A 22,968-nucleotide genomic window follows, 5' to 3' on the forward strand; every position below is an offset into this window, starting at 1 on the left:
AAAACCTCCACTGGGAACTGCAACCATGACAATAAGATCGCTACCCGCCCGCTCACCTTTAAGCCTTGCCGTGCAAGCCTTCGTGCTGGTGGGCAGCCTGTCCCTCAGTGCGGCAACGTTTGCCGCCGCCGAACCCGCCAAGCCGACGCACAACGTCACCTGGGAAGACATCGCCAACGACCACCTGACTACCCAGGACGTGCTGCAATACGGCATGGGCACCAACGCCCAGCGCTGGAGCCCGCTGGCCCAGGTCAACGACAAGAACGTATTCAAGCTCACCCCGGCCTGGTCCTATTCCTTTGGCGATGAGAAGCAACGCGGCCAGGAATCCCAGGCCATCGTCAGCGACGGCGTGGTCTACGTCACCGGCTCCTATTCCCGCGTGTTCGCCCTCGACGCCAAGACCGGCAAGCGCCTGTGGACCTACAACCACCGCCTGCCCGACAACATTCGCCCATGCTGCGATGTGGTCAACCGCGGTGCGGCGATCTTCGGCGACAAGATCTACTTCGGCACCCTCGACGCACGCCTGATCGCCCTCGACAAAAACACCGGCAAAGTGGTGTGGAACAAGAAGTTCGGCGACCACGCCGCCGGCTACACCATGACCGGCGCCCCGGTGCTGATCAAAGACAAGGTCAGCGGCAAGGTGCTGCTGATTCACGGCAGCTCCGGCGATGAGTTCGGCGTGGTCGGCCAGCTGTTTGCCCGCGACCCGGACACCGGGGAAGAAGTGTGGATGCGCCCGTTCGTGGAAGGCCATATGGGCCGCCTCAACGGCAAGGACAGCACCACCACCGGCGACGTCAAGGCGCCTTCGTGGCCGGATGACCCGACCACCGCAACCGGCAAGGTCGAGGCCTGGAGCCACGGCGGCGGCGCCCCTTGGCAGAGCGCGAGCTTCGATGCCGAGACCAACACGATCATCGTCGGTGCCGGCAACCCCGGCCCGTGGAACACCTGGGCGCGCACCGCCAAGGACGGCAACCCCCACGACTTCGACAGCCTCTACACCTCGGGCCAGGTCGGCGTCGACCCGAGCACCGGCGAAGTGAAGTGGTTCTACCAGCACACCCCGAACGACGCCTGGGACTTCTCCGGCAACAACGAGCTGGTGCTGTTCGACTACAAGGACAAGGACGGCAAAGTGGTCAAGGCCACCGGCCACGCCGACCGCAACGGCTTTTTCTATGTGGTGGACCGCAACAACGGCAAGCTGCAGAACGCCTTCCCGTTTGTCGACAACATCACCTGGGCCAGCCATATCGACCTGAAGACCGGACGTCCGGTGGAGAACGAAGGCCAGCGCCCGGCCAAGCCATTGCCGGGTGAAACCAAAGGCAAACCGGTGGAAGTCTCGCCGCCGTTCCTGGGTGGCAAGAACTGGAACCCCATGGCCTACAGCCAGGACACCGGCCTGTTCTACATTCCGGGCAACCAGTGGAAAGAGGAATACTGGACCGAAGAGGTCAACTACAAGAAGGGCTCGGCGTACCTGGGCATGGGTTTTCGCATCAAGCGCATGTATGACGACCACGTCGGCACCCTGCGGGCAATGAACCCGACCACCGGCAAGGTGGTGTGGGAGCACAAGGAAGCCTTGCCGCTGTGGGCCGGCGTGTTGGCGACCAAGGGCAACCTGGTGTTTACCGGTACAGGCGACGGTTTCTTCAAGGCCTTCGACGCGAAAACCGGCAAGGAGCTGTGGAAGTTCCAGACCGGCAGCGGCATCGTCTCGCCGCCGATCACCTGGGAGCAGGATGGCGAGCAGTATGTCGGCGTCACCGTCGGCTACGGCGGCGCGGTGCCATTGTGGGGCGGCGACATGGCGGAGCTGACCAAGCCAGTGGCACAAGGCGGGTCGTTCTGGGTGTTCAAGATCCCGAGCTGGGATCAAAAGACCGCGCAAAAATAACCCCCGCGAGAATGCCGGGCCGCTTTTTGCAGCAGGCGGCTTCTTCCCTTGTGGTGAGCGGGCTTGCCCCGCGCTCGGCTGCGCAGCAGTCGTAGAACCTGAGCGCACGGTGGTGCTGGAGGAATGCCGGGGCCGCTTCGCAGCCCAGCGCGGGGCAAGCCCGCTCACCACAACAAGCCCGCTCACCACAGCAAGCCCACTCACCACAGCAAGCCCGCTCACCACAGCAAGCCCACTCACCACAGCAAGCCCGCTTACCACAGGATCCCCAGAGGTCGCACGATGAACTACCTGCCCTTGTTACTCCTGCTCTGCCTGCCCGTGGCCCACGCCGAGGATGGCGACGATGCGCCGCTGATCATCAACGGCTGCACCATCGCCGAACACAGCCAATGCCCTGGCGCCAACCTCAAGGGCGCCAACTTGCGCAACCAGGACTTGAGCAAGATGAACCTGGCCGGCGCCGACCTGCGCGAGGCGGATCTGCGCCATGCCAACCTCGACCTGGCCAACCTGGAAAAAGCCCGACTGCAAGGCGCCAACCTGACCCGCGCCAGCCTGCAACAGGCCAACCTGCGCCTGGCCGACTTCAGCGGCGCCACGTTGATGGCGATCCAGGGTTGGGGCCTGTTCGCCCAGGGTGCGCAGTTCGAAAACGCCAACCTCAGCGCGGCCTACCTGCAATTTGCGCGGCTGTCCGGGGCGAAAATGCACAAGGCCAACCTGCGTGCGGCCGACCTGGAAATGACCTGGCTGAGCAAGGCCGACCTGCAAGGTGCCGACCTCAGCGATGCCAACCTGCAGGAAGCCAAGTTCGGCGAGAGCAACCTTGAAAACGCCACCCTGACCGGTGCGCGGCAACATTATGGGAATTTTCAGGATGCGAATATGGAGGGCTGCCAGGATTGCCCAACGACCTGGGATCGCTGAAACGACGCTATTGAAATGTAGGAGGGACGGTGCGCACACCCGGTTACCCAACCACCCGCACCACCCCCATGTCGATCCCCAGGTGCACCAGCTCGGCATGGGAACTCACCTGCAATTTGCTCTTGAGCAAGGTCAGGTGATTGGACACGGTCTTGCTGCTGATATTCAACTGGTCGGCAATCGCTCGGGTCGGCGTGCCCCTGGCCAGCATCAGGAAGATTTCCAGCTCGCGCGGGGTCATGCCCTGCAAACGTTGATCACCGGGCGTATAGGCCAGTTCAGTGGCCAGGGCCTGTTCGATATAGGCGTGGCCGTCGAGGATGCGCCGCACCGCTTCGATCAACACCTCGGGTGCCGAGGTTTTGGTCAGGTAGCCCGAGGCGCCCGCCTCCAGGGCCTGGCGCACCAGGGGCAACTCGTCGTGCATGCTGAAAAACAGCACGCGCAGGTGCGGCAGGCGCTGGCGCAGGCGCCGGGTGGTTTCCAGGCCGCTGATGCCCGGCAGGCCGAAGTCCATGATCACCAGGTGCGGCAGCGCTTCCTGGACCCGGCTCAACGCCTCTTCGCCACTGGCCGCCTCGCGCACTTCAACGGCCGGCAGCAGCGCACGCAACAGGCTGGCATAGCCCTGGCGTACCACCGCGTGGTCATCCACCAACAGAATATTCATGAGGCCTCCAACGGCATGTTCAACGCCAATGCCCAGCCGGCGCCGGGGTGGCTGATGATCTTCAATTCGCCGCCCAGGCAGCGGGCGCGTTCGGCCATCGAATACATGCCCACGCCGGGCCGCTGGGGCGTGTCTGCGCCGCGACCGTTATCGCGCACCCACAGGCGCAGGCGCGAACCGCGATGTTGCAGGCGCACGTGCACCTGGCTGGCGTCGGCATGCCGCAGGATGTTGGTCAGGGCTTCCTGGAGCAGGCGGTACAGATGGGTCTTGCTGGCGCCGGGCAACAGCGGCAGGTCGGTGCTGACCTGCAGGTGGCAGGGAATGCCGTGGCTGGCCTGCCACTGGGTGACCAGCAGCGCAAACGCCTCGGCCATCGGCAGGTGTTGCAGGGCCACCGGATAAAGGTCGTGGACCAGTGCCCGGAAGCCTCGCTGCAAGTGCTCGCAGTGATCCTCAAGTTGCGTCACCGTGGGCGCCAGCAGGTGCGGCTGGTCGGTGGCCAGGCGCAACAGGCAGGCCTGGGCGCGAATGCCGGCCAGGTATTGGCCGAGGTCATCGTGCAGGGTCTGGGCCAGGTGGGTGCGTTCCCGCTCCTGCACCGCCAGCAGGGTTTGGGTAAGCCGGGTGTTATCGGTGCGCGCCTGCTCCAGGGCGTCGGTCATGCGGTTGAAGTGCAGCGCCAGTTGGCGTGCTTCCGGCGCGCGTTGGCTGCGCAGGCGCACATTGAGCTGGCCGGCGCACACCTGTTGCAGCGCACGCAGCAATTCATCCAGCACGCCCATGCCCCGGCGCACCGCCCAGCGGATGGTCAACAGGCTCAGGGCCAGGGCCAGGGCGCACAGGCCCAGCAGTTGTTGCAGGGAGTCCCAGACCTCGTCGATTTCATCCCGTGGGTCGACAGCGATGGACACGCGCCGGCCGTCCGGCAAGTCCAACACCTGGGCACTGCGCCGCGCCTCGGCAAACAATAGCTGCCCGAGCCAGGCGTCCAGCCCGTCCGCGTCCGGCGCTTGCACGGTGTCGCCGCTCGCCAGCCAGTGCACGCGGACATGGCGCAAACTCGCGGTGAGGTGGGGTTGCAGGCTGGCCGGGTCGCGCGCGGCGGTTTCGCTCAGGTAGTGCACCACCGCTTCGGCCGATTGCAGCTCGCGCTCCACATCGGCCAGGGCCTGGTGCAGCAACAGCGCGGTGCAGGCGCAGGTCACCAGGATGAAGAAGCCGCACACCCATAGGTTGATGCGCCACAAGGCCGACAAGACGCGCATGCTGGTGTCACTCCTGTGGATAGAGCCCGTGGTGCTCCATGCTAAAACCCCACGGCGCGCCTGGGGCTACTACCTTGGTACTGCCCCAGCGCTACTTTCTGCATATTTGCAGCGACGTTCAGGGTTCCTATGCTGGCGCTACCTGTCATGGAGTGCCCTATGCGCCAGCTCGCCCCCTACGCCGTGATCTGCCTGCTGGCGATCGCCTGGGCCGCCACCGGCCAGGCCGCCGAAGCGCCCTTGCAGGTGCAGATCGGCTACCTGGGCTATCGGCCCGATCCAGGCCCGCTGCTGTCGAATGTGATTCCCGAGCCCGCCGATGCCGGGCAGCGTGGCGCTGAACTGGCGATCATCGACAGCAACAGCACGGGCGCCTTTCTCAACCAGCGCTACAGCCTGACGACCGCCACGGTGGACACCCCGGACGCCCTGCTCGCCGCCGCCCAGGCCCAGCATGCCCAGGGCCTGCGCCTGTTCGTGATCAACGCACCCGCCGCCAGCCTGCGCCAACTCAGCGCAGCCCTGCCCGACAGCCTGCTGTTCAATGCCGGCAGCCCGGATGACCGACTGCGCAGCAGCGACTGCCTGGGCAACGTGCTGCATACCCTGCCCAGCCGCGCGATGCTCGCCGATGCCCTGGCGCAGTTCCTGGTAGTGCGCAAATGGCAGAAAGCGCTGTTGATCGTCGGCCCCACCGAGGATGACCAGGCCTACGCCGCCGCCCTGCGGCGCGCCGCCAAACGCTTCGGCGTGCAGCTGGTGGCGGAAAAGGCCTGGCGCTTCGATAACGACCAACGCCGCAGCGCCCAGGCGGATATGCCGCTGTTCACCCAGACCGCCGAATACGACGTGGTGCTGGTGGCCGACGAGCGCGGCGACTTCGGCGAGTACGTGCCCTACCAGACCTGGTACCCGCGCCCCGTCGCCGGCACCCAGGGCTTGACGCCCACCGGCTGGCACAAAACCGTCGAGACCTACGGCGCCGCCCAATTGCAGAAACGCTTCGAGGCCCTGGCCGGGCGTTGGATGAACGACCGCGACTTCGCCGCCTGGATGGCCGTGCGCAGCGTCGCCAGTGCAGTGAGCAAGTTGCGCCAGGTCGAGCCCATGGCGATCCGCCAAGTGCAAATCAGCGAGCAACTGCCCCTGGACGGCTTCAAGGGCCGCAAGCTCAGCTACCGCTCCTGGAACGGCCAACTGCGTCAGCCGATTCCCATCGTGCAGCCCCGCGCGCTGGTCAGCACCTCGCCCCAGGACGGCTTCCTGCACCCCACCAACGAAATGGACAGCCTGGGCTATGACAAACCCGAGGTGACCTGCCGCTTCCCTTGATCGCCTACCCACAATAATAAGGAATCCGCCATGCGCCGCACCCTGCTCCCATGCGCCCTGCTGCTTGCCGCCGGGCACGCCGTGGCCAGTACCGCCTGGGTCTCCAACGAGAAAGACAACAGCCTGAGCCTGATCGACATGCAGACCCTGCAAGTCACCGACACCCTCAAGGTCGGCCAGCGCCCACGGGGCCTGCTGCTGTCCCATGACAACAAGCTGCTGTACATCTGCGCCAGCGACTCGGACCGCGTGCAGGTGATGGACGTGGCCACGCGCAGGATCATCAAGGAACTGCCCTCCGGCAAAGACCCCGAGCAGTTCGCCCTGCACCCCAATAACCGCTGGCTGTACGTGTCCAACGAAGACGATGCGCTGGTCACCGTGATCGACACCGAGACCTCCAAGGTGCTCGGCCAGATCAACGTCGGCGTCGAACCCGAAGGCATGGCCGTGAGCCCGGATGGCAAGTGGGCGGTGAACACCAGCGAAACCACCAACATGCTGCACTGGATCGACACCAGCACCCAGACCCTGGCCGACAGCACCCTGGTGGACCAGCGCCCGCGCTTCGTCGAGTTCAACCACGATGGCTCGCAACTGTGGGCCTCGGCGGAAATCGGCGGCACCGTGACCATCCTCGACGTGGCCAGCCGCGCGATCCTCAAGACCTTGACCTTCAAGATCAAGGGCGTGCACCCGGACAAAGTCCAGCCGGTCGGCATCAAGCTCAGCGCCGACGGCAAGTACGGCTTTGTCGCCCTCGGCCCGGCCAACCATGTGGCCGTGATCGACGCCAAGACCTTCGAGGTCATCGACTACCTGTTGGTGGGCCGCCGCGTGTGGCAGATGGCATTTACCCCGGACGAGAAACAGTTGCTGGCCACCAACGGCGTAAGCGGTGATGTGTCGGTGATCGATGTGGACAGTCTCAAGGTGATCAAGTCGGTGAAGGTCGGGCGTTATCCGTGGGGCGTGGTGGTCACGCCATGAACGCCCTGGAGGTGCGCGACCTGAGCTTCGCCTACGGCGCACGGCAGGCCTTGTGCGAGATGAGTTTCAGCCTGGCGCCAGGGCGTTTTGCGGCGCTGCTGGGGCCCAATGGCGCCGGCAAATCCACCTTGATCGCCCTGCTCACGCGGCTGTATGACCTGCAAAGCGGCGACATTCGCGTGGGCGGTCATTCCCTGCGTGAGGCGCCGCGTGCGGCCCTCACACAACTGGGTGTGGTGTTCCAGCAAAGCACCCTGGACCTGGATTTAAGCGTGGAACAGAACCTGCGCTACCACGCCGCGCTGCATGGTTTATCGCGGCGCCAGACCGACCTGCGCGTCGCCGCCGAACTGGCCCGCCAGGCCCTCACCGAACGGCGCCGGGAAAAAGTTCGCGAACTGAACGGCGGGCATCGGCGCCGGGTGGAAATCGCCCGGGCGTTGCTGCATGAGCCGCGCCTGCTGCTGTTGGATGAGGCCAGCGTCGGCCTCGACCCGGCCAGCCGCCTGGCGCTGAACCAGCACGTGCGCAGCCTGTGCATCGAACAGGGCATCAGCGTGTTGTGGACCACCCACCTGCTCGACGAAGTACAGGCCGACGATGGGTTGATGATCCTGCATCAGGGCCGCCTGGTGGCCAGTGGGCAAGTCGCTGCCTTGATTGCGCAGCAAGGCGGCGATCTGGGCAGCGTGTTCGCGCACTTGACTCGCCCCACCACGACGGGAGCGGCGGCATGAACGCTTACTGGCAATGCCTGCGCGGCATCGTGCTGCGCGAGTGGCTGCGCTTTGTGTTGCAGCGCACGCGGTTTCTCAGTGCGCTGGTGCGCCCATTGCTGTGGCTGCTGGTGTTCGCCGCCGGGTTCCGCGCCGCGCTGGGCATCTCGGTAATCGAACCCTACGACACCTACATCCCCTACGAGGTGTACATCGTCCCGGGGCTGGCCTGCATGATCCTGCTGTTCAACGGCATGCAAGGCTCGCTGTCGATGGTCTACGACCGCGAGATGGGCAGCATGCGCGTGCTGCTGACCAGCCCGCTGCCGCGCACATTCTTGCTGTGCAGCAAGTTGTTGGCCACCGCGCTGATTTCGCTGTTGCAGGTGTATGGGTTCCTGGCGATCGCCTGGGTGTACGGCGTGCAACCGCCGGCCATGGGGCTGGTCGTCGCCCTGCCGGCGTTGCTGCTGGTGGCCTTGATGTTGAGTGCCCTGGGCCTGCTGCTGTCGAATGCGATTCGCCAGCTGGAGAACTTTGCCGGGGTGATGAACTTCGTGATCTTCCCGCTGTTTTTCCTGTCATCGGCGCTGTACCCGCTGTGGAAGATGCGCGACTCCAGTGAATGGCTGTACTGGCTGTGCGCGATCAACCCGTTTACCCACGCCGTGGAGCTGGTGCGCTTTGCCCTGTACGAACGCTTCGCCGGCCTGGCCCTGGCGGTGTGCCTGGGCTTGACCGTGCTGTTCGCGGTGTTGGCGGTGCTGACCTTCAATCCCCAGCATGCGGCGTTGCGCAAAAAGGGCTGAAGGCGGCAAAACTACTACTTTGGTACTGGTTTTCCTGTCTATCGTCGCATTCCCAAGGGCTCGGGACTCACGTGTAATGCGCGCATAACGATAAGGATTGCCCTGCCATGCTGTACGCTCGACTGCCTCTATTGGCGCTGCTGTGCCTGTTCGTCGCCCACGTCCAGGCCGACACCCCGCTGTTTTCCGCCGACGGCTACCGCATCAGCCTGTACCGCAGCCCTACACCCGACCACCTGCCAGGCGCCACGATTGTCGACACCGCGGCCCTGCAAACCCTGCTCAATCAAAGCCCGGCGCCAGTGCTGATCGATGTGTACCGCCGCCAGTGGCTGCAAGGCCGCTTCATCGAAGACCAGCCCCACGCCAACCTGCCCGGCAGCCACTGGCTGGCCAATACCGGCGACGGCGACCTGACGCCGGAGTGGCAAAGCTATTTCGTGCGCCACTTGTATGCCTACAGCGGCGGCGACCTCAAGCGACCGTTGGTCTTCTATTGCCGCTCCGATTGCTGGCTGAGTTGGAACGCGGTAAAACGTGCCGCCAACCTCGGCTATACCTCTGTGTACTGGTATCGCGACGGCCTGGATGCCTGGGAAGCGGCGAAGCTGCCGGTGACGGTCGCCCAACCCGAGCCATTTCAAACCTCACAATAAGAAAGGTGAACGGCCATGTACAAAATCCTGATTGCCGACGATCACCCACTGTTTCGCGAAGCGATCCATAACGTCATCAGCGACGGCTTCCCCGGCAGCGAAGTGATGGAAACCGCCGACCTCGACAGCGCCCTGGCATTGACCCAGGAACACGACGACCTCGACCTGATCCTGCTCGACCTGAACATGCCCGGCATGCATGGCCTCAATGGCCTGATCAACCTGCGCAACGAGGCGCCGACCATTCCGGTGGTGATCGTCTCGGCCGAGCAGGACAAGCAGGTCGTGCTGCAAGCCATCACTTACGGCGCCGTGGGCTTTATCACCAAGTCCTCGCCCCGCCTGCAAATGACCGAGGCGATCCAGCAGATTCTCAACGGCAACGTGTACCTGCCGCCGGACATCATCCGCACCCAGAAGCCCGGCACCCACCGGCGCCTCAACGAAAACCCCGGCTTCGCCCCCGAGCTGCTGCAAGCCCTGACGCGCAAGCAGTTGCTGGTGCTGGAGCGCATGACCAAGGGCGAGTCGAACAAGCAGATCGCCTACACCCTGGAGATTGCCGAGACCACGGTGAAGGCCCATGTGTCGGCGATCCTGCGCAAATTGAATGTGCATAACCGGGTGCAGGCGATCCTCAGTGCCGGGGATATCGATTTCGGCTCGTACCTGCGCCGCTGACCCGTCTGACACAACACAAATCAAAGGTGGGAGGGGGCTTGCTCCCCATGGCGGTGTATCAGTCCGTTATGATGTCGACTGACCCACCGCTATCGGGAGCAAGCCCCCTCCCACATTGGTTCTCCGTTTGTCAGGGCCCGCCGAGCAGGTGGCTCATGGCAGTCTTGAGCTTCATCGGACGTACCTGCGCCGCCAATCTTCCAGGCACAACACTGCTCAAATGTGGGAGGGGGCTTGCTCCCGATGGCGGTGCATCAGTCAGTCATGATGTCGACTGACCCACCGCTATCGGGGCAAGCCCCTCCCACATTTTGATCTCCACTTGTGGGTATTTCGCCGTTCATTTGCCGAGCAGGTGGCTCATGGCGGTCTTGAGTTTCATCGGGCGTACCGGCTTGTGCATCAGCGTGTGCCCCAACTCGCGAATTTGCAGCTTGAGTTCATTGCTGTAGTTGGCGGTGATCATCAGCGCCGGTATCGCGCGGCCGCGGCGCCCATTGATACGGGCGACGGCGTCGACGCCGTTCTGGTCGTCGTCGAGGTGGTAGTCGGCGATCAGCAAATCGGCTTCGGCATGGTAGTTGTCCACCTGCCGCGCCAGGTCCTGCTCCGACAACGCCGTGATCACCTGGCAGCCCCAGCCTTCCAGTAAGGTGCGCATGCCTGCGCAGATCGCCGCGTCGTTATCCAGCACCCACACCCGTGCGCCTTGCAGGCGTTCGAGCATCGGTTCGCTCATGGCCAGCATTGGCAGCGACTTGGGCGCCGTGGCGCTCAACGGCACCTCCACCGAGAACATCGAGCCCTTGCCCGGCCAGGATTTGACGCTGATGCGATGACCCAGAATCCCGGCGATTTTCTCCACGATCGCCAGTCCCAGGCCCAACCCCCGGTCCTGATCGGGCCGCTGCACATCGCCACGCTTGAATTCCTGGAAAATCTCCTCCAACCGCTCCTCCGCGATGCCCATGCCGCTGTCCCACACCTGGATCAACAAACGCTGCTGCTGGCGGCGACAGCCCAGCACCACACGCCCCTTGTAGGTGTAGCGAATCGCATTGCTCAGCAGGTTGCGCAGAATCCGCGCCAGCAACTGAATATCGCTGCGCACCAGCGCCGAGCAGCCGACAAAATGCAACTCCAGGCCCTCGCTGCGGGCCAATTCGGTGTACTCGGTGGCCAGGTTGTCGAGCAGTTCACTCAGGGCAAACGGCGCGATGTCGGCCTTGATCACCCCGGCATCCAGCTTGGAAATATCCACCAGTGTGCCCAACAGGTTTTCCACGTCTTCCAGGGAGTTGCTCACGTTGCGCACCAACGTTTCGCTGGGCCGCTCCAGCAGTGCGCTGGTAAACAGGCGCGCCGCGTTCAAAGGTTGCAGCAGGTCATGGCTGACGGCGGCGAGGAATTTGGTTTTCGACAGGTTGGCCTGTTCCGCCTCCAGTTTGGCTTCACGCAGGCGCGACTCCACACGCCGACGCTCGTCAATCTCCTGCAATAACTGGTCGTTGAGCGCGGTCAGTTCCGAGGTGCGCTGGGCGACGCGTTGTTCCAGGTGCTGATAGGCCTGGTGCAGGGCTTCGGCGGTACGGCGGCGTTCGGTGATGTCGCGGATCAGCACAAAGATCCCCACCACTTCGCCGCTGGCCAGCATATTCGGCACATAGGAGCGCAGCATGTAGCGCTCCTGGTTATTGATGTTGGTCTCGGCGAATTCAAAGGTCACGCTATCCCCCGCCAGGGCGCGGGCGACGTAGGCATCCAGGCGCTGGCAGTGCTGCTCGCTGTGGACTTCGCGCAGGCTCTGGCCGAGCATCATGCCGCGCGGCCAGCAATACCACTCTTCATAGACTTTGTTGGTGAACTCATAGACCAGGTCAGCATTCAGGTAGCCGATCAGGGCCGGGACGTTATCGGTGATCAGGCGAATCCAGCGTTCGCTTTCCTGGGCCTTTTGCGCCGCCGCCTGTTCGCCGCGCAGGGTTTCGGCGCGCAGCCGGGCGTTGATCAGCAAGTGGTTGCTGGCCTTGAGTTCGGCCATCGCCTGGTTCAGCGCGTCGGTGCGTTCGCGCACCTGCTCGGCCAGCACCACCGAATGCTGAAAGGTGGTGTACGGGTTATTACCCTGGGCCATGCCGGACTCGATGCGCTCGATCAGCGCCGCGTTGATCCGTGCCAGCTTGTGGTTGTCCTGTTGCAGCTGGGCAACCTGGGCGAGCAGTTCAGCGCCGGCCTCGGGCAATGGCGACCCCGGTGAAGGTCTGGTTGATATGCATGCCATTGAACTGTTCTCCGTAGGTGTTGAAACCCATCACCCGTTGGTCGCGCAGGAAACCGCCGATCTGTTCCAGATTGCCTGAGTCTTCCAACTCCAGGCGGCGCAGGAAGCAGTCGCAGCCGATGGTCAACAGCAGGTCGCCAAGGCGCGCTTGCAGGCCGTCGAACAGGGTTTGCAGGTTGGGCAGGATCGGTCCGGGCTTCATCACGGTAAGGACGATGCCGTTTTCCACCGCGCAGTAGAAACTCAGGCTGAGGTCGTCGTGCACTTGCTGGATCGCGCGCACGTAGTACTGGTCGTGGATGCGCACCGCCAACGGGTGCGCCGCGAAGACGCGGTGGTCGAGGTCGGCCACGGCCACGCCGATATGCCGCGCGTACTCTTCGGCGGCGGGTTCGGCGTTAAGCTCGAAGACCCGGCGTGACGGACTGTCGGCGCCGGTCACCACCAGCTTTTCACTGCGCGGCAGGATGTGGTGGGTGGTGAACACCTCGAAATCCAGCCAGGTATTGACCAGCACCACCACCGCCGCGCCGCTGTGGAAGGCGCCGTTGAAGTACACGTGGGTGTGGGTGAGGAAGTTGTCGTCGCCGGCCGAACCGCCGAAATGCGGAATGTCGCCGAGCGCCGCGCTGAGGGCGGCGAGCACCACTTCTTCGCGGCTGGACAGGCCATCGAGCAGGGTCAGGGCGAAGGTGTTGCCCTTGATCGGCGCCAGGGTGTTGCTGCGGCAACCGCCGACCAGACGTTCGACCATCTGCTGGGCGTCGATCAGGCTGAAGTGTTCCACCTGGTCGATCAGCTCCGTGGCGATGGAAAAGTGCGCGTGGTTGAAGCCCATCGCCGTAATGCAATTGCGGCCATAGCCTTGGGGCGTGATCTCGCCGGCGCTGGTGCAGCCCACCACGCGCACATTGCCCAGGCACTCTTGCAACGCTTGGCCCAGGGCCTGCAAATCGTAGGACGCCGAGCAGAAAAACAGCACGAAGCCCAGGTATGGATGCAACAGTTGCTGCGCCAACTCCTCGGCGGCCTGCCCGGCATCGCTCGCCTGGGACATCGCGCTGACTACGCCTTCGCTGTTATGCATCGTTGCCTCCCCCTCTGAGGCATGAGTGTACGAAGGGCGGAGGGTGGGACCTATGCTACTTGGGTACTGGGTGGGGGGATGCGATGGGATGAATCGCTCAAAAACAAGGGAGATTCAAATGTTGGACTGCATTTCAAATTCACAGCAAAGCGTTCACAAGCATTCCAGCTGCAACCACTACACACAGGCTGGCAAACCCCACCTGCAAGGTGCGTGCGGCAATCACCGAGCACAGGCGCCGGCCGATCAGCATGCCGACGATGCTCGCCACGATAAACACCCAGCCCACGGGTTCGATGCGCACACCGGCATGGAACGCGCCGGCCACGCCGATCAGCGAAATCAGGCTGATCACCATCAGCGACGTGGCGACGATGCCGCGCATCTGCACGTCGGTGAGTTGCTTGAACGCCGGCACGATCAAAAAGCCGCCGCCCACCCCGAGCAACCCCGAGACTGCCCCCGTCACCGCGCCCAGTGCGGCCAGGGTGGCGCTGCATTTGGCGGTCCAGGCCAGGCGCCCGGTCTGCTGGTTGAGCATGCAGTTCTTCTGGCCCCAGGACGCCGCGCCATGGTCACTCGGCCCGGCCTCAAGCTTTTCGCGCTGCAACATGCGCCAGGCCACCAGCACCATCAGCGCACTGAACAGGCCCATCAGCACCGGCTCCGGCAACTGGTGGGCGAGAAACACCCCCAGCGGCGAAAACAGCGCGCCGAGCAACGCGATCAACAGCGCGGCGCGGTAACGCACCAGGCCGTGGCGTAACCCGTCAATCGCCCCGACGGCCGCTGCCGCCCCCACCGCCAGCAACGACACCGGCGCGGCCTGGGTCATCGTCAAGCCCAGCCCCAGCACCAGCGCCGGCACCCCGAGGATGCCGCCGCCCGCGCCGGTCAGGCCCATGACCAGGCCCATCAACACGCCTAAAACGCTTGCCAGCAGCATTCAGTCCACCTTGCTCAGACGGGTCAGCCACTCGCGGCCCTTGAGCATGCCGTTCCAGTAGAACCACGGCAGCAATGTGGCTTTGAGGAACCACATAGAACGCCGCGCCAGGGTCGGGTCGAGGGGAAAGGTCGGCAGCAGCTTGCCGCCGTAGCCGAACTCGGCCAGCACCACCTTGCCCTTCTCCACCGTCAGCGGGCACGAACCGTAGCCGTCGTACTTGAGTGGCAGCGGCGCCTGTTTGCGCAGGGCCAGCAGGTTTTCGGCGACCACCACGATTTGCTTGCGCACGGCGGCGGCGGTCTTGGCGTTGGGGGTGCCGCACACATCGCCCAGGCCGAAGATGTGCGGGTAGCGCAGGTGTTGCAGGCTGTGGGGGTTTACCTCGCACCAGCCGGCAGCGTCGGCCAACGGGCTGTGGCGGATGAAATCCGGCGCGACTTGCGGCGGCACCACGTGCAGCAGGTCAAAGGTTTTTTCCTCCAGCGTGACGTTGCCCTCGGCGTCCTTCACCTCGAACCAGGCCTTGCGCGCCGGGCCATCGACCTTGACCAGATTGGCGTTGAACGCCAGGCGCGCATGGTATTTCTCCACGTACTTCATCAACGGCGGCACAAAGGTCGCCACGCCGAACAGCGCCGCGCCGGCCAGGTTGAATTCGACGTCGATGTGCTTGAGGTCGCCGTGCCTGAGCCAGTGATCGCAGGACAGGTACATGGCCTTTTGCGGCGCACCCGCGCATTTGATCGGCATGGCCGGCTGGGTAAAGATCGCCTTGCCGCGCTTCAACTGCTGCACCAGCTGCCAGGTATACGCGGCGTGCTCATAGCTGTAGTTGGACGTGACCCCGTTGCGGCCCAACGTGTCTTCCAGGCCCTCGACTTTCTCCCAGGCCAGGCGCAGGCCGGGGCAGACGATCAGGTTGTTCCAAGTGACGCGCTGGCCGCTGTCGAGCACCAGGGTGTGCTCATCCGGCAGCAACTCGGTAACGGCAGCCTGCACCCAGGTGACGCCATTGGGCAGCACGTCGGCCAGGGGACGCCGGGTCTTTTCCAGGTCGTAGGCGCCGCCGCCGACCAGGGTCCAGGCCGGCTGGTAGCAGTGATGATCGCTGGGTTCGATAAGGGTGATGTTGAGGTCGGAGTCGCGCTTGAGCAGGCTGGCCAGCAGGCCGATGCCTGCCGAACCGCCGCCGATGACGACGATATCGCCACTGATGGTTGGCCCCCAGTGTTGGTCGGTCATGGTCTATTGCCTTTTATCGTCAATGCACACAAGGGTCGCTGCCGTATGGCGTCACGCCCAGCTTTTTATCACCGCGCCGCAGTAAAGACCGGACAGTGTCTTCATCACTTGGATCACTTCATGGCTGGCCAGCCCGTAGAAGATGTACTTACCTTCGCGACGGGTGGCGACCAGCCCTTCGTCACGCAGGATGCCCAACTGCTGTGACAGCGTGGGCTGGCGTACGCCGGTCATGGTTTCCAGCTCGCCGACGTTGCGCTCGCCCTGGGTCAACTGGCACAGGATCAACAAACGATCCTCATTGGCCAGGGCCTTGAGCAAGGCACAGGCCTTGGACGCCGACGCGCGCAATTGGGCGACTTCGCCTTCACTCAGAGTAGATTCCATTTGCCTCGGGTCCTTTGCGTCACTTAAGCTCAAAACATTATGTGTAAATGTAAAGTGATTGTAATCACTTTTTTCAACATCAGGGGCAGCCGTCATGTCAGCGTTGATTCATTCCTTTCTGGACGAGGCGTCGTCGACCTACACCTACGTCGTCTATGAAACGCACGGCGGCCCGTGTGCCATCGTCGATTCGGTGCTCAACTACGACCCGGCCTCCGGGCGCACCGACACCGTTCAGGCCGACAAGGTCATTGCCTTTGTGCGTGAGCACGGCTTGCAGGTGCAATGGCTGCTGGAAACCCACGCCCATGCCGACCACCTGTCGGCCGCGCCGTACCTGCGCCGCACCCTGGGCGGCAAGATCGCCATCGGCCAAAGCATCAGCAAGGTGCAGGACGTGTTCAAGCATCTTTTCAACCTGGAGCCGGAGTTTCGCGTCGATGGCTCGCAGTTCGACCACCTGTTCGCGCCGGATGAAATCTTCCACATCGGCACCATCAAGGCCCAGGCCCTGCACGTGCCCGGGCATACCCCGGCGGACATGGCCTACCTGATCGACGACCGCTTGATCCTGGTGGGCGACACCCTGTTCATGCCCGATGTCGGCACCGCCCGCTGCGACTTCCCCGGCGGCGATGCGCGCCAGCTGTATGCGTCGATGCGCAAGCTCTTGGCCTTTGCCCCCGATACCCAACTGTACGTGTGCCACGACTACCCGCCCGAAGGCCGCGAGGCCAAATGCCTGACCACTGTGGCGGAGCAGCGCGCGGGCAATATCCATGTGCATGACGGAGTGGATGAAGCGGCGTTCGTGGCGATGCGCACCCAGCGCGATGCCGGGCTGGGGATGCCCACGCTGTTGTTGCCGGCGATCCAGGTGAATGTGCGGGCCGGTCATATGCCGCCAGCGGAGGAGAACGGGGTGGTGTACTTGAAGATTCCGTTGAACCAGCTCTAAAGCCGTCCTGCCTGGCGTCCATGCCATTCCATGCTCCGGGGGTGGTGCGCAGGTGTGATCAGGCTACGGCAAATTTCGACACGATCTGCTTGAGGTCCACCGCCAGCCTCGACAGTTCCTGGCTGGCGATCGAGGTCTGGCCGGCCGCCGAAGAACTCTGGATGGAAAGATCACGGATGCTGATCAGGTTCTGGTCCACCGAACGGGCCACGTGGGCCTGTTCCTCGGAGGCCGTGGCGATCAACAGGTTGCGGTCATTGATATCGGTAATGGCTTCGGTGATCTGAGTAATCGCCAGGCCCGCTTCATGGGCAATCTTCAAGGAGTCCACCGCTTCGTTGCGGTTGAGGGCCATGGAAGACACCGCTTCGCTGGAGCACGTCTGGATTTTCGCGATCATCTGCTCGATTTCCTGGGTCGAGGTCTGCGTTCTGTGGGCCAGGGCCCGCACCTCGTCGGCCACCACCGCAAAGCCCCGGCCCTGCTCCCCTGCCCTGGCGGCTTCAATGGCGGCGTTCAAGGCCAGCAGGTTGGTTTGCTCGGCAATCGAGCGGATCACTTCAACCACCCGGGCAATATCCTGGGCCTGCCTGGCCAGCCCTTCGACTTCGACGCCGGTCTGCTGCACCGTGGCGCTGAGTTTCTCGATGGAGGCGATGGTTTGCGTCACACGCTCCTGGCCCACTTTGGCCGAGCGTTGGGAGTCCTGGGTGGACTGGGACGCTGACACCGCATTGCGCGCCACTTCTTCAACTGCTGCCGTCATTTGGTTAACCGCCGTGGCGGCCTGATCGGTTTCCATGCTTTGGCGTTCAATACCGGCACTGGACTCGCGGGTGATGGCGCTCATCTCCTCCGCCGCCGCCGCCAATTGCCCGGACGCCTCGGAGATGTGCTGCAAGGTACTTTTCAGGTTCATTTGCATGGACGCCGTGGACCGTTGCAACGCGGTCAACTCGTCATTGCCATTGATGGCAATCGCCACGCGCAGATCGCCGTCGGCAATCTTGCCGGTCGATACCAGCAATTCACGCACCGGAGTAATGATGCTGCGAGTAAATAGGCTTGCTACCACGACGGTGATCAGCAAGGAGGCGGCCATCAATATCCAGGTGAACAGACGCGCCGCGTCATATTCGCTGGAAGCCACCTGCACCGCCGCCTTGGAGCCCCGTTCATTCAACGCGATCAACTCGCTGATGGAACGCTGCACATCCAGGGCAATCGGCCCGTTGACTTCGCGCAGGTAGGTCGACATCTGTTCAGCGGACAGGGTGGAGGCTTGCGCAAGAAATTCGTCCATCTTCTGGCTGTAGTTCTTTATGCCGGTTAACGCGTCGTTGTACTTGGCCTGTTCTTCGGGGCTCGAGACTAAAGGCCCATAACGCTCGGCAACATCGAGGGCTTCCGTACGGGTCGCCTTGAGTTTTTCCAGGGAGGCCGGATCCTGGCGGCTGATATCCATGGCATAACGACGTAGATCGAGACGAAGTTTATAAAACGCCGAATCTATTTCACCCGCCAAACGAATACTGGGGAGCCAGTTAGTTTCGATTTCAACCGTCGACGAATAGACCTTATCGACTTTTACCACGGTCATTGCGCCTTGTATCAGCAGCAAAAGGCACACCAGGCCAAAACACAGTGTGGTACGGAAGTTCAACTTCAAGGCTCTCATGGACATCGCGGCTTACCCCTTTCCTGGGCCGCGAACTTCACGGCCTGATGGAGGCCAATGTGTTGAAATACGTGTGAAAAATACGTGACCGCTGATGCAATTTTTCATTAACCAAAAATAAAAAGCCCGCCCTGATTATTACTTGGCTAACTATCAGGATCAGCGGTGCAGCCCCCCTATTGAGATCAAACCATTAATCCACCCGGCGGCAATGGCAGCGCCGTCTTGTAGCGCACTTGCTTGAGGGCAAAGCTTGAGCGGATGTTGGCGACACCCGGCACCTTGGTCAGAAAGTCCATCATGAAACGCTCCAGCGACTGGATCGTCGGCACCAACACCCGGATCAAATAGTCCGGGTCGCCGGCCATCAAGTAGCACTCCATCACCTCGGGCCGGTCGGAAATCGCGCCTTCGAACTGCTGCAACGCCAGCTCGTTCTGCTTTTCCAGGCTCACATGGATAAACACGTTGACGTGCAGCCCCAGCAAATCGGCGTCGAGCAGGGTGACTTGCTCGCGAATCAGGCCCAGTTCCTCCATCGCCTTGACCCGGTTGAAACAGGGTGTGGGCGACAGGTTGACCGAGCGGGCCAGGTCGGCGTTGGTAATCCGCGCATTCTCCTGCAGGGCGTTGAGAATGCCGATATCGGTACGGTCCAGTTTGCGCATGAGACAAAATCACCTGTTTATTATGTTTATGCAGGTTTTTTATCCGCAAATGATCGCAGGCGCAATAAAACACAGATAAATATTCTTCTACGCCACGCCTATGATTGTTGTAGGACAAGATTTCTCTTACCCGGAGACTGACTGTCAGCTAGCGCGCCCACTACAAGAAATTCACAAGATCGAGCGTAGAAAGCCATGAATCAGCCGTATGCCCCACTGCGCCTGCACGTTCCCGAACCCTCGGGCCGCCCAGGCTGCAAGACCGACTTTACCTACCTGCGCCTGACCGACGCAGGCACCGTGCGCAAACCCGCCATCGACGTAGAACCCGCCGACACCGCCGACCTGGCCAAGGGCCTGATCCGCGTGCTCGACGACCAGGGCCAGGCCTTGGGGCCATGGGCCGAAGGGGTTCCCGTTGAAGTCCTGCGCAAAGGCATGCGCGCCATGCTCAAGACGCGGATCTTCGACAACCGCATGGTGGTCGCCCAGCGTCAGAAAAAAATGTCGTTCTACATGCAAAGCCTTGGCGAAGAAGCCATCGGCAGCGCCCAGGCCCTGGCCTTGAACATCGACGACATGTGCTTCCCCACCTACCGCCAGCAAAGCATCCTGATGGCCCGCGACGTGCCGCTGGTGGACCTGATCTGCCAGCTGCTGTCCAACGAGCGCGACCCGCTCAAGGGCCGCCAGTTGCCGATCATGTACTCGGTCAAGGATGCAGGCTTCTTCACCATCTCCGGCAACCTCGCCACCCAATTCGTACAGGGTGTGGGCTGGGGCATGGCCTCGGCGATCAAGGGCGATACCAAGATCGCCTCGGCCTGGATCGGCGACGGCGCCACCGCCGAATCCGACTTCCACACCGCCCTCACCTTCGCCCACGTGTACCGCGCCCCGGTGATTCTCAACGTGGTCAACAACCAATGGGCCATCTCCACCTTCCAGGCCATCGCCGGTGGTGAAGCCACCACCTTCGCCGGACGCGGCGTCGGCTGCGGCATCGCCTCCCTGCGCGTGGACGGCAACGACTTTATCGCGGTGTACGCCGCCTCCGCCTGGGCCGCCGAGCGTGCGCGCCGCAACCTCGGCCCAACCCTGATCGAATGGGTCACCTACCGTGCCGGTCCGCACTCCACCTCGGACGATCCGTCCAAATACCGCCCCGCCGACGACTGGAGCCACTTCCCGCTGGGCGACCCGATTGCCCGCCTCAAGCAGCACCTGATCAGGATTGGCCAGTGGTCCGAAGAGGAACACGCGGCGGTCAATGCCGAACTGGAAGCCGAGGTGATCGCCGCGCAGAAACAGGCCGAACAGTACGGCACCCTGGCCGGTGGCCAGATCCCAAGCGCCGCGACCATGTTCGAAGACGTCTATAAAGAGATGCCGGAGCACTTGAAGCGCCAGCGTCAGGAGTTGGGGATCTGACATGAACGATCACAACAACAGCATCGAATTGGAAACCGCCATGACCACCACCACCATGACCATGATCCAGGCCCTGCGCTCGGCCATGGATGTGATGCTTGAACGTGATGACAACGTGGTGGTGTTCGGCCAGGACGTCGGTTACTTCGGCGGTGTATTCCGCTGCACCGAAGGCTTGCAGACCAAGTACGGCAGCTCGCGGGTGTTCGACGCACCGATCTCGGAAAGCGGCATCATCGGCGTGGCCGTGGGCATGGGTGCCTATGGCCTGCGCCCTGTGGCCGAAATCCAGTTCGCCGACTACGTCTACCCCGCCACTGACCAGATCATCTCCGAAGCGGCGCGCCTGCGTTATCGCTCGGCCGGCCAGTTCACCGCGCCCTTGACCATGCGCATGCCCTGCGGCGGCGGCATCTACGGCGGCCAGACCCACAGCCAGAGCATCGAAGCGGTCTTCACCCAGGTCTGCGGCCTGCGTACGGTGATGCCGTCCAATCCCTATGACGCCAAGGGCCTCCTGATCGCCTCCATCGAAAACGATGACCCGGTGATCTTCCTTGAACCTAAACGCCTGTACAACGGCCCGTTCGACGGCCACCACGACCGCCCGGTAACACCGTGGTCGAAACACCCGCAAGCCCAGGTGCCGGACGGTTACTACACGGTGCCGCTGGACGTGGCCGCCATCGTGCGCCCTGGCTCGGCTGTCACTGTGCTGACCTACGGCACCACTGTGTATGTGTCGCAGGTCGCCGCCGAAGAAACCGGCATCGACGCCGAAGTCATCGACCTGCGCAGCCTGTGGCCGCTGGACCTGGACACCATCGTCAAATCCGTGAAGAAGACCGGCCGTTGCGTGGTGGTGCACGAAGCCACCCGCACCTGCGGCTTTGGTGCCGAGTTGGTGGCGCTGGTGCAGGAGCATTGCTTCCACCACCTGGAAGCGCCGATCGAACGCGTCACCGGTTGGGACACCCCCTACCCGCACGCGCAGGAGTGGGCGTATTTCCCAGGCCCGTCCCGAGTGGGCGCGGCGTTGAAACGGGTCATGGAGGTCTGAATGGGCACGCACGTTATCAAGATGCCGGACATTGGCGAAGGCATCGCGGAAGTTGAATTGTCGCAGTGGCATGTGAAGGTTGGCGACATGGTCGTCGAAGACCAGGTGCTGGCGGATGTGATGACCGACAAGGCGATGGTGGACATTCCCTCGCCGGTCCATGGCAAGGTGATTGCCCTCGGCGGCGAGCCGGGTGAAGTCATGGCGGTGGGCAGTATCCTGATCAGCATTGAAGTAGAAGGTGCGGGCAATGCCAAGGACGTGCCCGTGGTGGCGGAGCCGGTGAAAGCGGCTGCCGTTGTCGAGGCCAAGCCGGCACCGGTGGTCGAAAGCAAGCCCGCACCGGTGGCAGCCGCACAGGCCCCCGTGGCCCGCGATGCCGACGAACGCCCCCTGGCCTCCCCCGCCGTGCGCAAGCATGCGCTGGATGCCGGGATTCAACTGCGTCTGGTACAGGGCTCCGGCCCCGCCGGGCGGATCCTGCACGAAGACCTCGAGGCCTATCTGCAACAAGGCGCGTCAAAAGCTTCGACGGCCGCCAATCCTTACGCCGAACGCAACGACGAAGAACAGATCCCGGTGATCGGCATGCGCCGCAAGATCGCCCAGCGCATGCAGGACGCCACCCGGCGCGCCGCGCATTTCAGCTATGTGGAAGAGATCGACGTCACCGCCCTCGACGAGCTGCGCGTGCACCTCAACGAGAAGCACGGCGCCACGCGCGGCAAGCTGACGTTGCTGCCGTTTATCGTGCGCGCCATGGTCGTGGCGTTGCGGGATTTCCCGCAGATCAACGCGCGCTACGACGACGAAGCCCAGGTCATCACCCGCCTCGGCGCGGTGCATGTGGGCGTCGCCACCCAGAGCGACATGGGCCTGATGGTGCCGGTGGTGCGTCACGCCGAAGCCCGCAGCCTGTGGGGCAACGCCGAGGAAATCGCGCGTCTGGCCAGCGCCGCGCGCAACGGCAAGGCCAGTCGCGATGAGCTGTCCGGTTCGAGCATTACCCTGACCAGCCTGGGCGCCTTGGGCGGTATCGTCAGCACCCCGGTGCTGAACCTGCCGGAGGTGGCCATTGTCGGCGTCAACCGCATCGTTGAGCGGCCGATGGTGATCAAGGGCCAGATCGTGATCCGCAAGATGATGAACCTCTCCAGCTCCTTCGATCACCGCGTGGTCGATGGCATGGACGCGGCGCAATTCATCCAGGCCATTCGCGGCCTGCTCGAACAACCCGCCAGCCTGTTCCTGGAGTAA

General features: G+C 63.2%; 21 protein-coding genes. 12 read left to right on the top strand and 9 right to left on the bottom strand.

Features of this window, described 5'->3' with window-relative positions:
- The first annotated feature begins 25 nt into the window (after positions 1 to 25).
- Positions 26 to 1,918: a quinoprotein ethanol dehydrogenase gene (gene exaA, locus BFP99_RS24445; RefSeq protein WP_083221248.1), complete on the top strand. Its 1,893-nt coding sequence runs from the start codon at positions 26 to 28 to the stop codon at positions 1,916 to 1,918.
- 282 nt (positions 1,919 to 2,200) lie between these two features.
- Positions 2,201 to 2,848 carry a pentapeptide repeat-containing protein gene (locus BFP99_RS24450; RefSeq protein ID WP_065948414.1) on the top strand — a complete coding sequence of 216 codons (648 nt, stop codon included), beginning with the start codon at positions 2,201 to 2,203 and terminating at the stop codon, positions 2,846 to 2,848.
- A gap of 43 nt (positions 2,849 to 2,891) precedes the next feature.
- Here BFP99_RS24450 and BFP99_RS24455 read toward each other — a convergent pair whose 3' ends face one another.
- Positions 2,892 to 3,518, bottom strand: a complete 627-nt coding sequence (locus tag BFP99_RS24455) for a response regulator transcription factor (protein WP_065948415.1) — start codon at positions 3,516 to 3,518, stop codon at positions 2,892 to 2,894.
- On the bottom strand, positions 3,515 to 4,777 hold the full coding sequence (locus BFP99_RS24460) for a HAMP domain-containing sensor histidine kinase (protein WP_065948445.1): 1,263 nt from the start codon (positions 4,775 to 4,777) through the stop codon (positions 3,515 to 3,517). Before BFP99_RS24460 ends, BFP99_RS24455 begins: the two co-directional genes overlap by 4 nt.
- Positions 4,778 to 4,945: 168 nt before the next feature.
- Between BFP99_RS24460 and BFP99_RS24465 the strand changes: the two genes are divergently transcribed.
- The 6 genes from BFP99_RS24465 (at position 4,946) to BFP99_RS24490 (ending at position 9,970) form a co-directional block, all read left to right on the top strand.
- Positions 4,946 to 6,118, top strand: a complete 1,173-nt coding sequence (locus BFP99_RS24465) for an ABC transporter substrate-binding protein (RefSeq protein ID WP_065948416.1) — start codon at positions 4,946 to 4,948, stop codon at positions 6,116 to 6,118.
- Positions 6,119 to 6,148: 30 nt separating this feature from the next.
- Complete coding sequence (locus BFP99_RS24470; protein ID WP_065926986.1) at positions 6,149 to 7,108, top strand: YVTN family beta-propeller repeat protein; 960 nt, start codon at positions 6,149 to 6,151, stop codon at positions 7,106 to 7,108.
- A complete protein-coding gene (locus BFP99_RS24475) occupies positions 7,105 to 7,845 on the top strand; it encodes an ABC transporter ATP-binding protein (protein WP_065948417.1) in 741 nt (246 codons plus the stop codon). The genes BFP99_RS24470 and BFP99_RS24475 overlap by 4 nt, the downstream gene beginning before the upstream one ends.
- Entirely contained in the window at positions 7,842 to 8,633 is a 792-nt protein-coding gene (locus BFP99_RS24480) for an ABC transporter permease (protein ID WP_065926984.1), read from the top strand. The genes BFP99_RS24475 and BFP99_RS24480 overlap by 4 nt, the downstream gene beginning before the upstream one ends.
- Before the next feature lie 107 nt (positions 8,634 to 8,740).
- A complete protein-coding gene (locus BFP99_RS24485; protein WP_065948418.1) occupies positions 8,741 to 9,289 on the top strand; it encodes a PQQ-dependent catabolism-associated CXXCW motif protein in 549 nt (182 codons plus the stop codon).
- A 15-nt stretch (positions 9,290 to 9,304) separates the two neighbouring features.
- Positions 9,305 to 9,970: a response regulator transcription factor gene (locus tag BFP99_RS24490; protein WP_010209341.1), complete on the top strand. Its 666-nt coding sequence runs from the start codon at positions 9,305 to 9,307 to the stop codon at positions 9,968 to 9,970.
- A gap of 340 nt (positions 9,971 to 10,310) precedes the next feature.
- On the opposite strand, the gene BFP99_RS24495 is transcribed toward BFP99_RS24490, so the two are convergent.
- From BFP99_RS24495 to BFP99_RS24515, 5 genes are all read right to left on the bottom strand, one after another.
- Complete coding sequence (locus BFP99_RS24495; RefSeq protein ID WP_065948419.1) at positions 10,311 to 12,251, bottom strand: PAS domain-containing hybrid sensor histidine kinase/response regulator; 1,941 nt, start codon at positions 12,249 to 12,251, stop codon at positions 10,311 to 10,313.
- On the bottom strand, positions 12,193 to 13,338 hold the full coding sequence (nosP, locus tag BFP99_RS24500) for a nitric oxide-sensing protein NosP (RefSeq protein WP_065948420.1): 1,146 nt from the start codon (positions 13,336 to 13,338) through the stop codon (positions 12,193 to 12,195). The genes BFP99_RS24495 and nosP overlap by 59 nt, the downstream gene beginning before the upstream one ends.
- A 139-nt stretch (positions 13,339 to 13,477) precedes the next feature.
- Complete coding sequence (locus BFP99_RS24505; RefSeq protein WP_065948421.1) at positions 13,478 to 14,284, bottom strand: sulfite exporter TauE/SafE family protein; 807 nt, start codon at positions 14,282 to 14,284, stop codon at positions 13,478 to 13,480.
- On the bottom strand, positions 14,285 to 15,529 hold the full coding sequence (locus BFP99_RS24510) for an NAD(P)/FAD-dependent oxidoreductase (protein WP_065948422.1): 1,245 nt from the start codon (positions 15,527 to 15,529) through the stop codon (positions 14,285 to 14,287).
- 51 nt (positions 15,530 to 15,580) lie between these two features.
- Positions 15,581 to 15,916: an ArsR/SmtB family transcription factor gene (locus tag BFP99_RS24515; protein ID WP_017527038.1), complete on the bottom strand. Its 336-nt coding sequence runs from the start codon at positions 15,914 to 15,916 to the stop codon at positions 15,581 to 15,583.
- Positions 15,917 to 16,010: 94 nt separating this feature from the next.
- On the opposite strand from BFP99_RS24515, the gene BFP99_RS24520 reads away from it, so the two are divergent.
- Entirely contained in the window at positions 16,011 to 16,874 is an 864-nt protein-coding gene (locus BFP99_RS24520; protein WP_065948423.1) for an MBL fold metallo-hydrolase, read from the top strand.
- Between the two features lie 58 nt (positions 16,875 to 16,932).
- On the opposite strand, the gene BFP99_RS24525 is transcribed toward BFP99_RS24520, so the two are convergent.
- Positions 16,933 to 18,558: a methyl-accepting chemotaxis protein gene (locus BFP99_RS24525; RefSeq protein ID WP_065948424.1), complete on the bottom strand. Its 1,626-nt coding sequence runs from the start codon at positions 18,556 to 18,558 to the stop codon at positions 16,933 to 16,935.
- A 179-nt stretch (positions 18,559 to 18,737) separates the two neighbouring features.
- Entirely contained in the window at positions 18,738 to 19,220 is a 483-nt protein-coding gene (locus BFP99_RS24530) for an Lrp/AsnC family transcriptional regulator (RefSeq protein WP_027606189.1), read from the bottom strand.
- Between the two features lie 195 nt (positions 19,221 to 19,415).
- Here BFP99_RS24530 and BFP99_RS24535 point away from each other — a divergent pair, with 195 nt between their 5' ends.
- Genes BFP99_RS24535 through BFP99_RS24545 form a run of 3 tightly spaced genes read left to right on the top strand, consistent with a single transcriptional unit; the run spans position 19,416 to position 22,968 of the window.
- Positions 19,416 to 20,651 (top strand): 3-methyl-2-oxobutanoate dehydrogenase (2-methylpropanoyl-transferring) subunit alpha, encoded by a 1,236-nt coding sequence (locus BFP99_RS24535; protein ID WP_065948425.1) that lies wholly within the window; start codon positions 19,416 to 19,418, stop codon positions 20,649 to 20,651.
- A gap of 1 nt (position 20,652) precedes the next feature.
- Positions 20,653 to 21,711, top strand: a complete 1,059-nt coding sequence (locus BFP99_RS24540) for an alpha-ketoacid dehydrogenase subunit beta (RefSeq protein ID WP_065884833.1) — start codon at positions 20,653 to 20,655, stop codon at positions 21,709 to 21,711.
- Complete coding sequence (locus tag BFP99_RS24545) at positions 21,712 to 22,968, top strand: dihydrolipoamide acetyltransferase family protein (RefSeq protein ID WP_065948426.1); 1,257 nt, start codon at positions 21,712 to 21,714, stop codon at positions 22,966 to 22,968.

It is taken from the genome of Pseudomonas sp. 1 R 17 (assembly GCF_900067035.1).
Lineage (GTDB): Bacteria > Pseudomonadota > Gammaproteobacteria > Pseudomonadales > Pseudomonadaceae > Aquipseudomonas > Aquipseudomonas marginalis.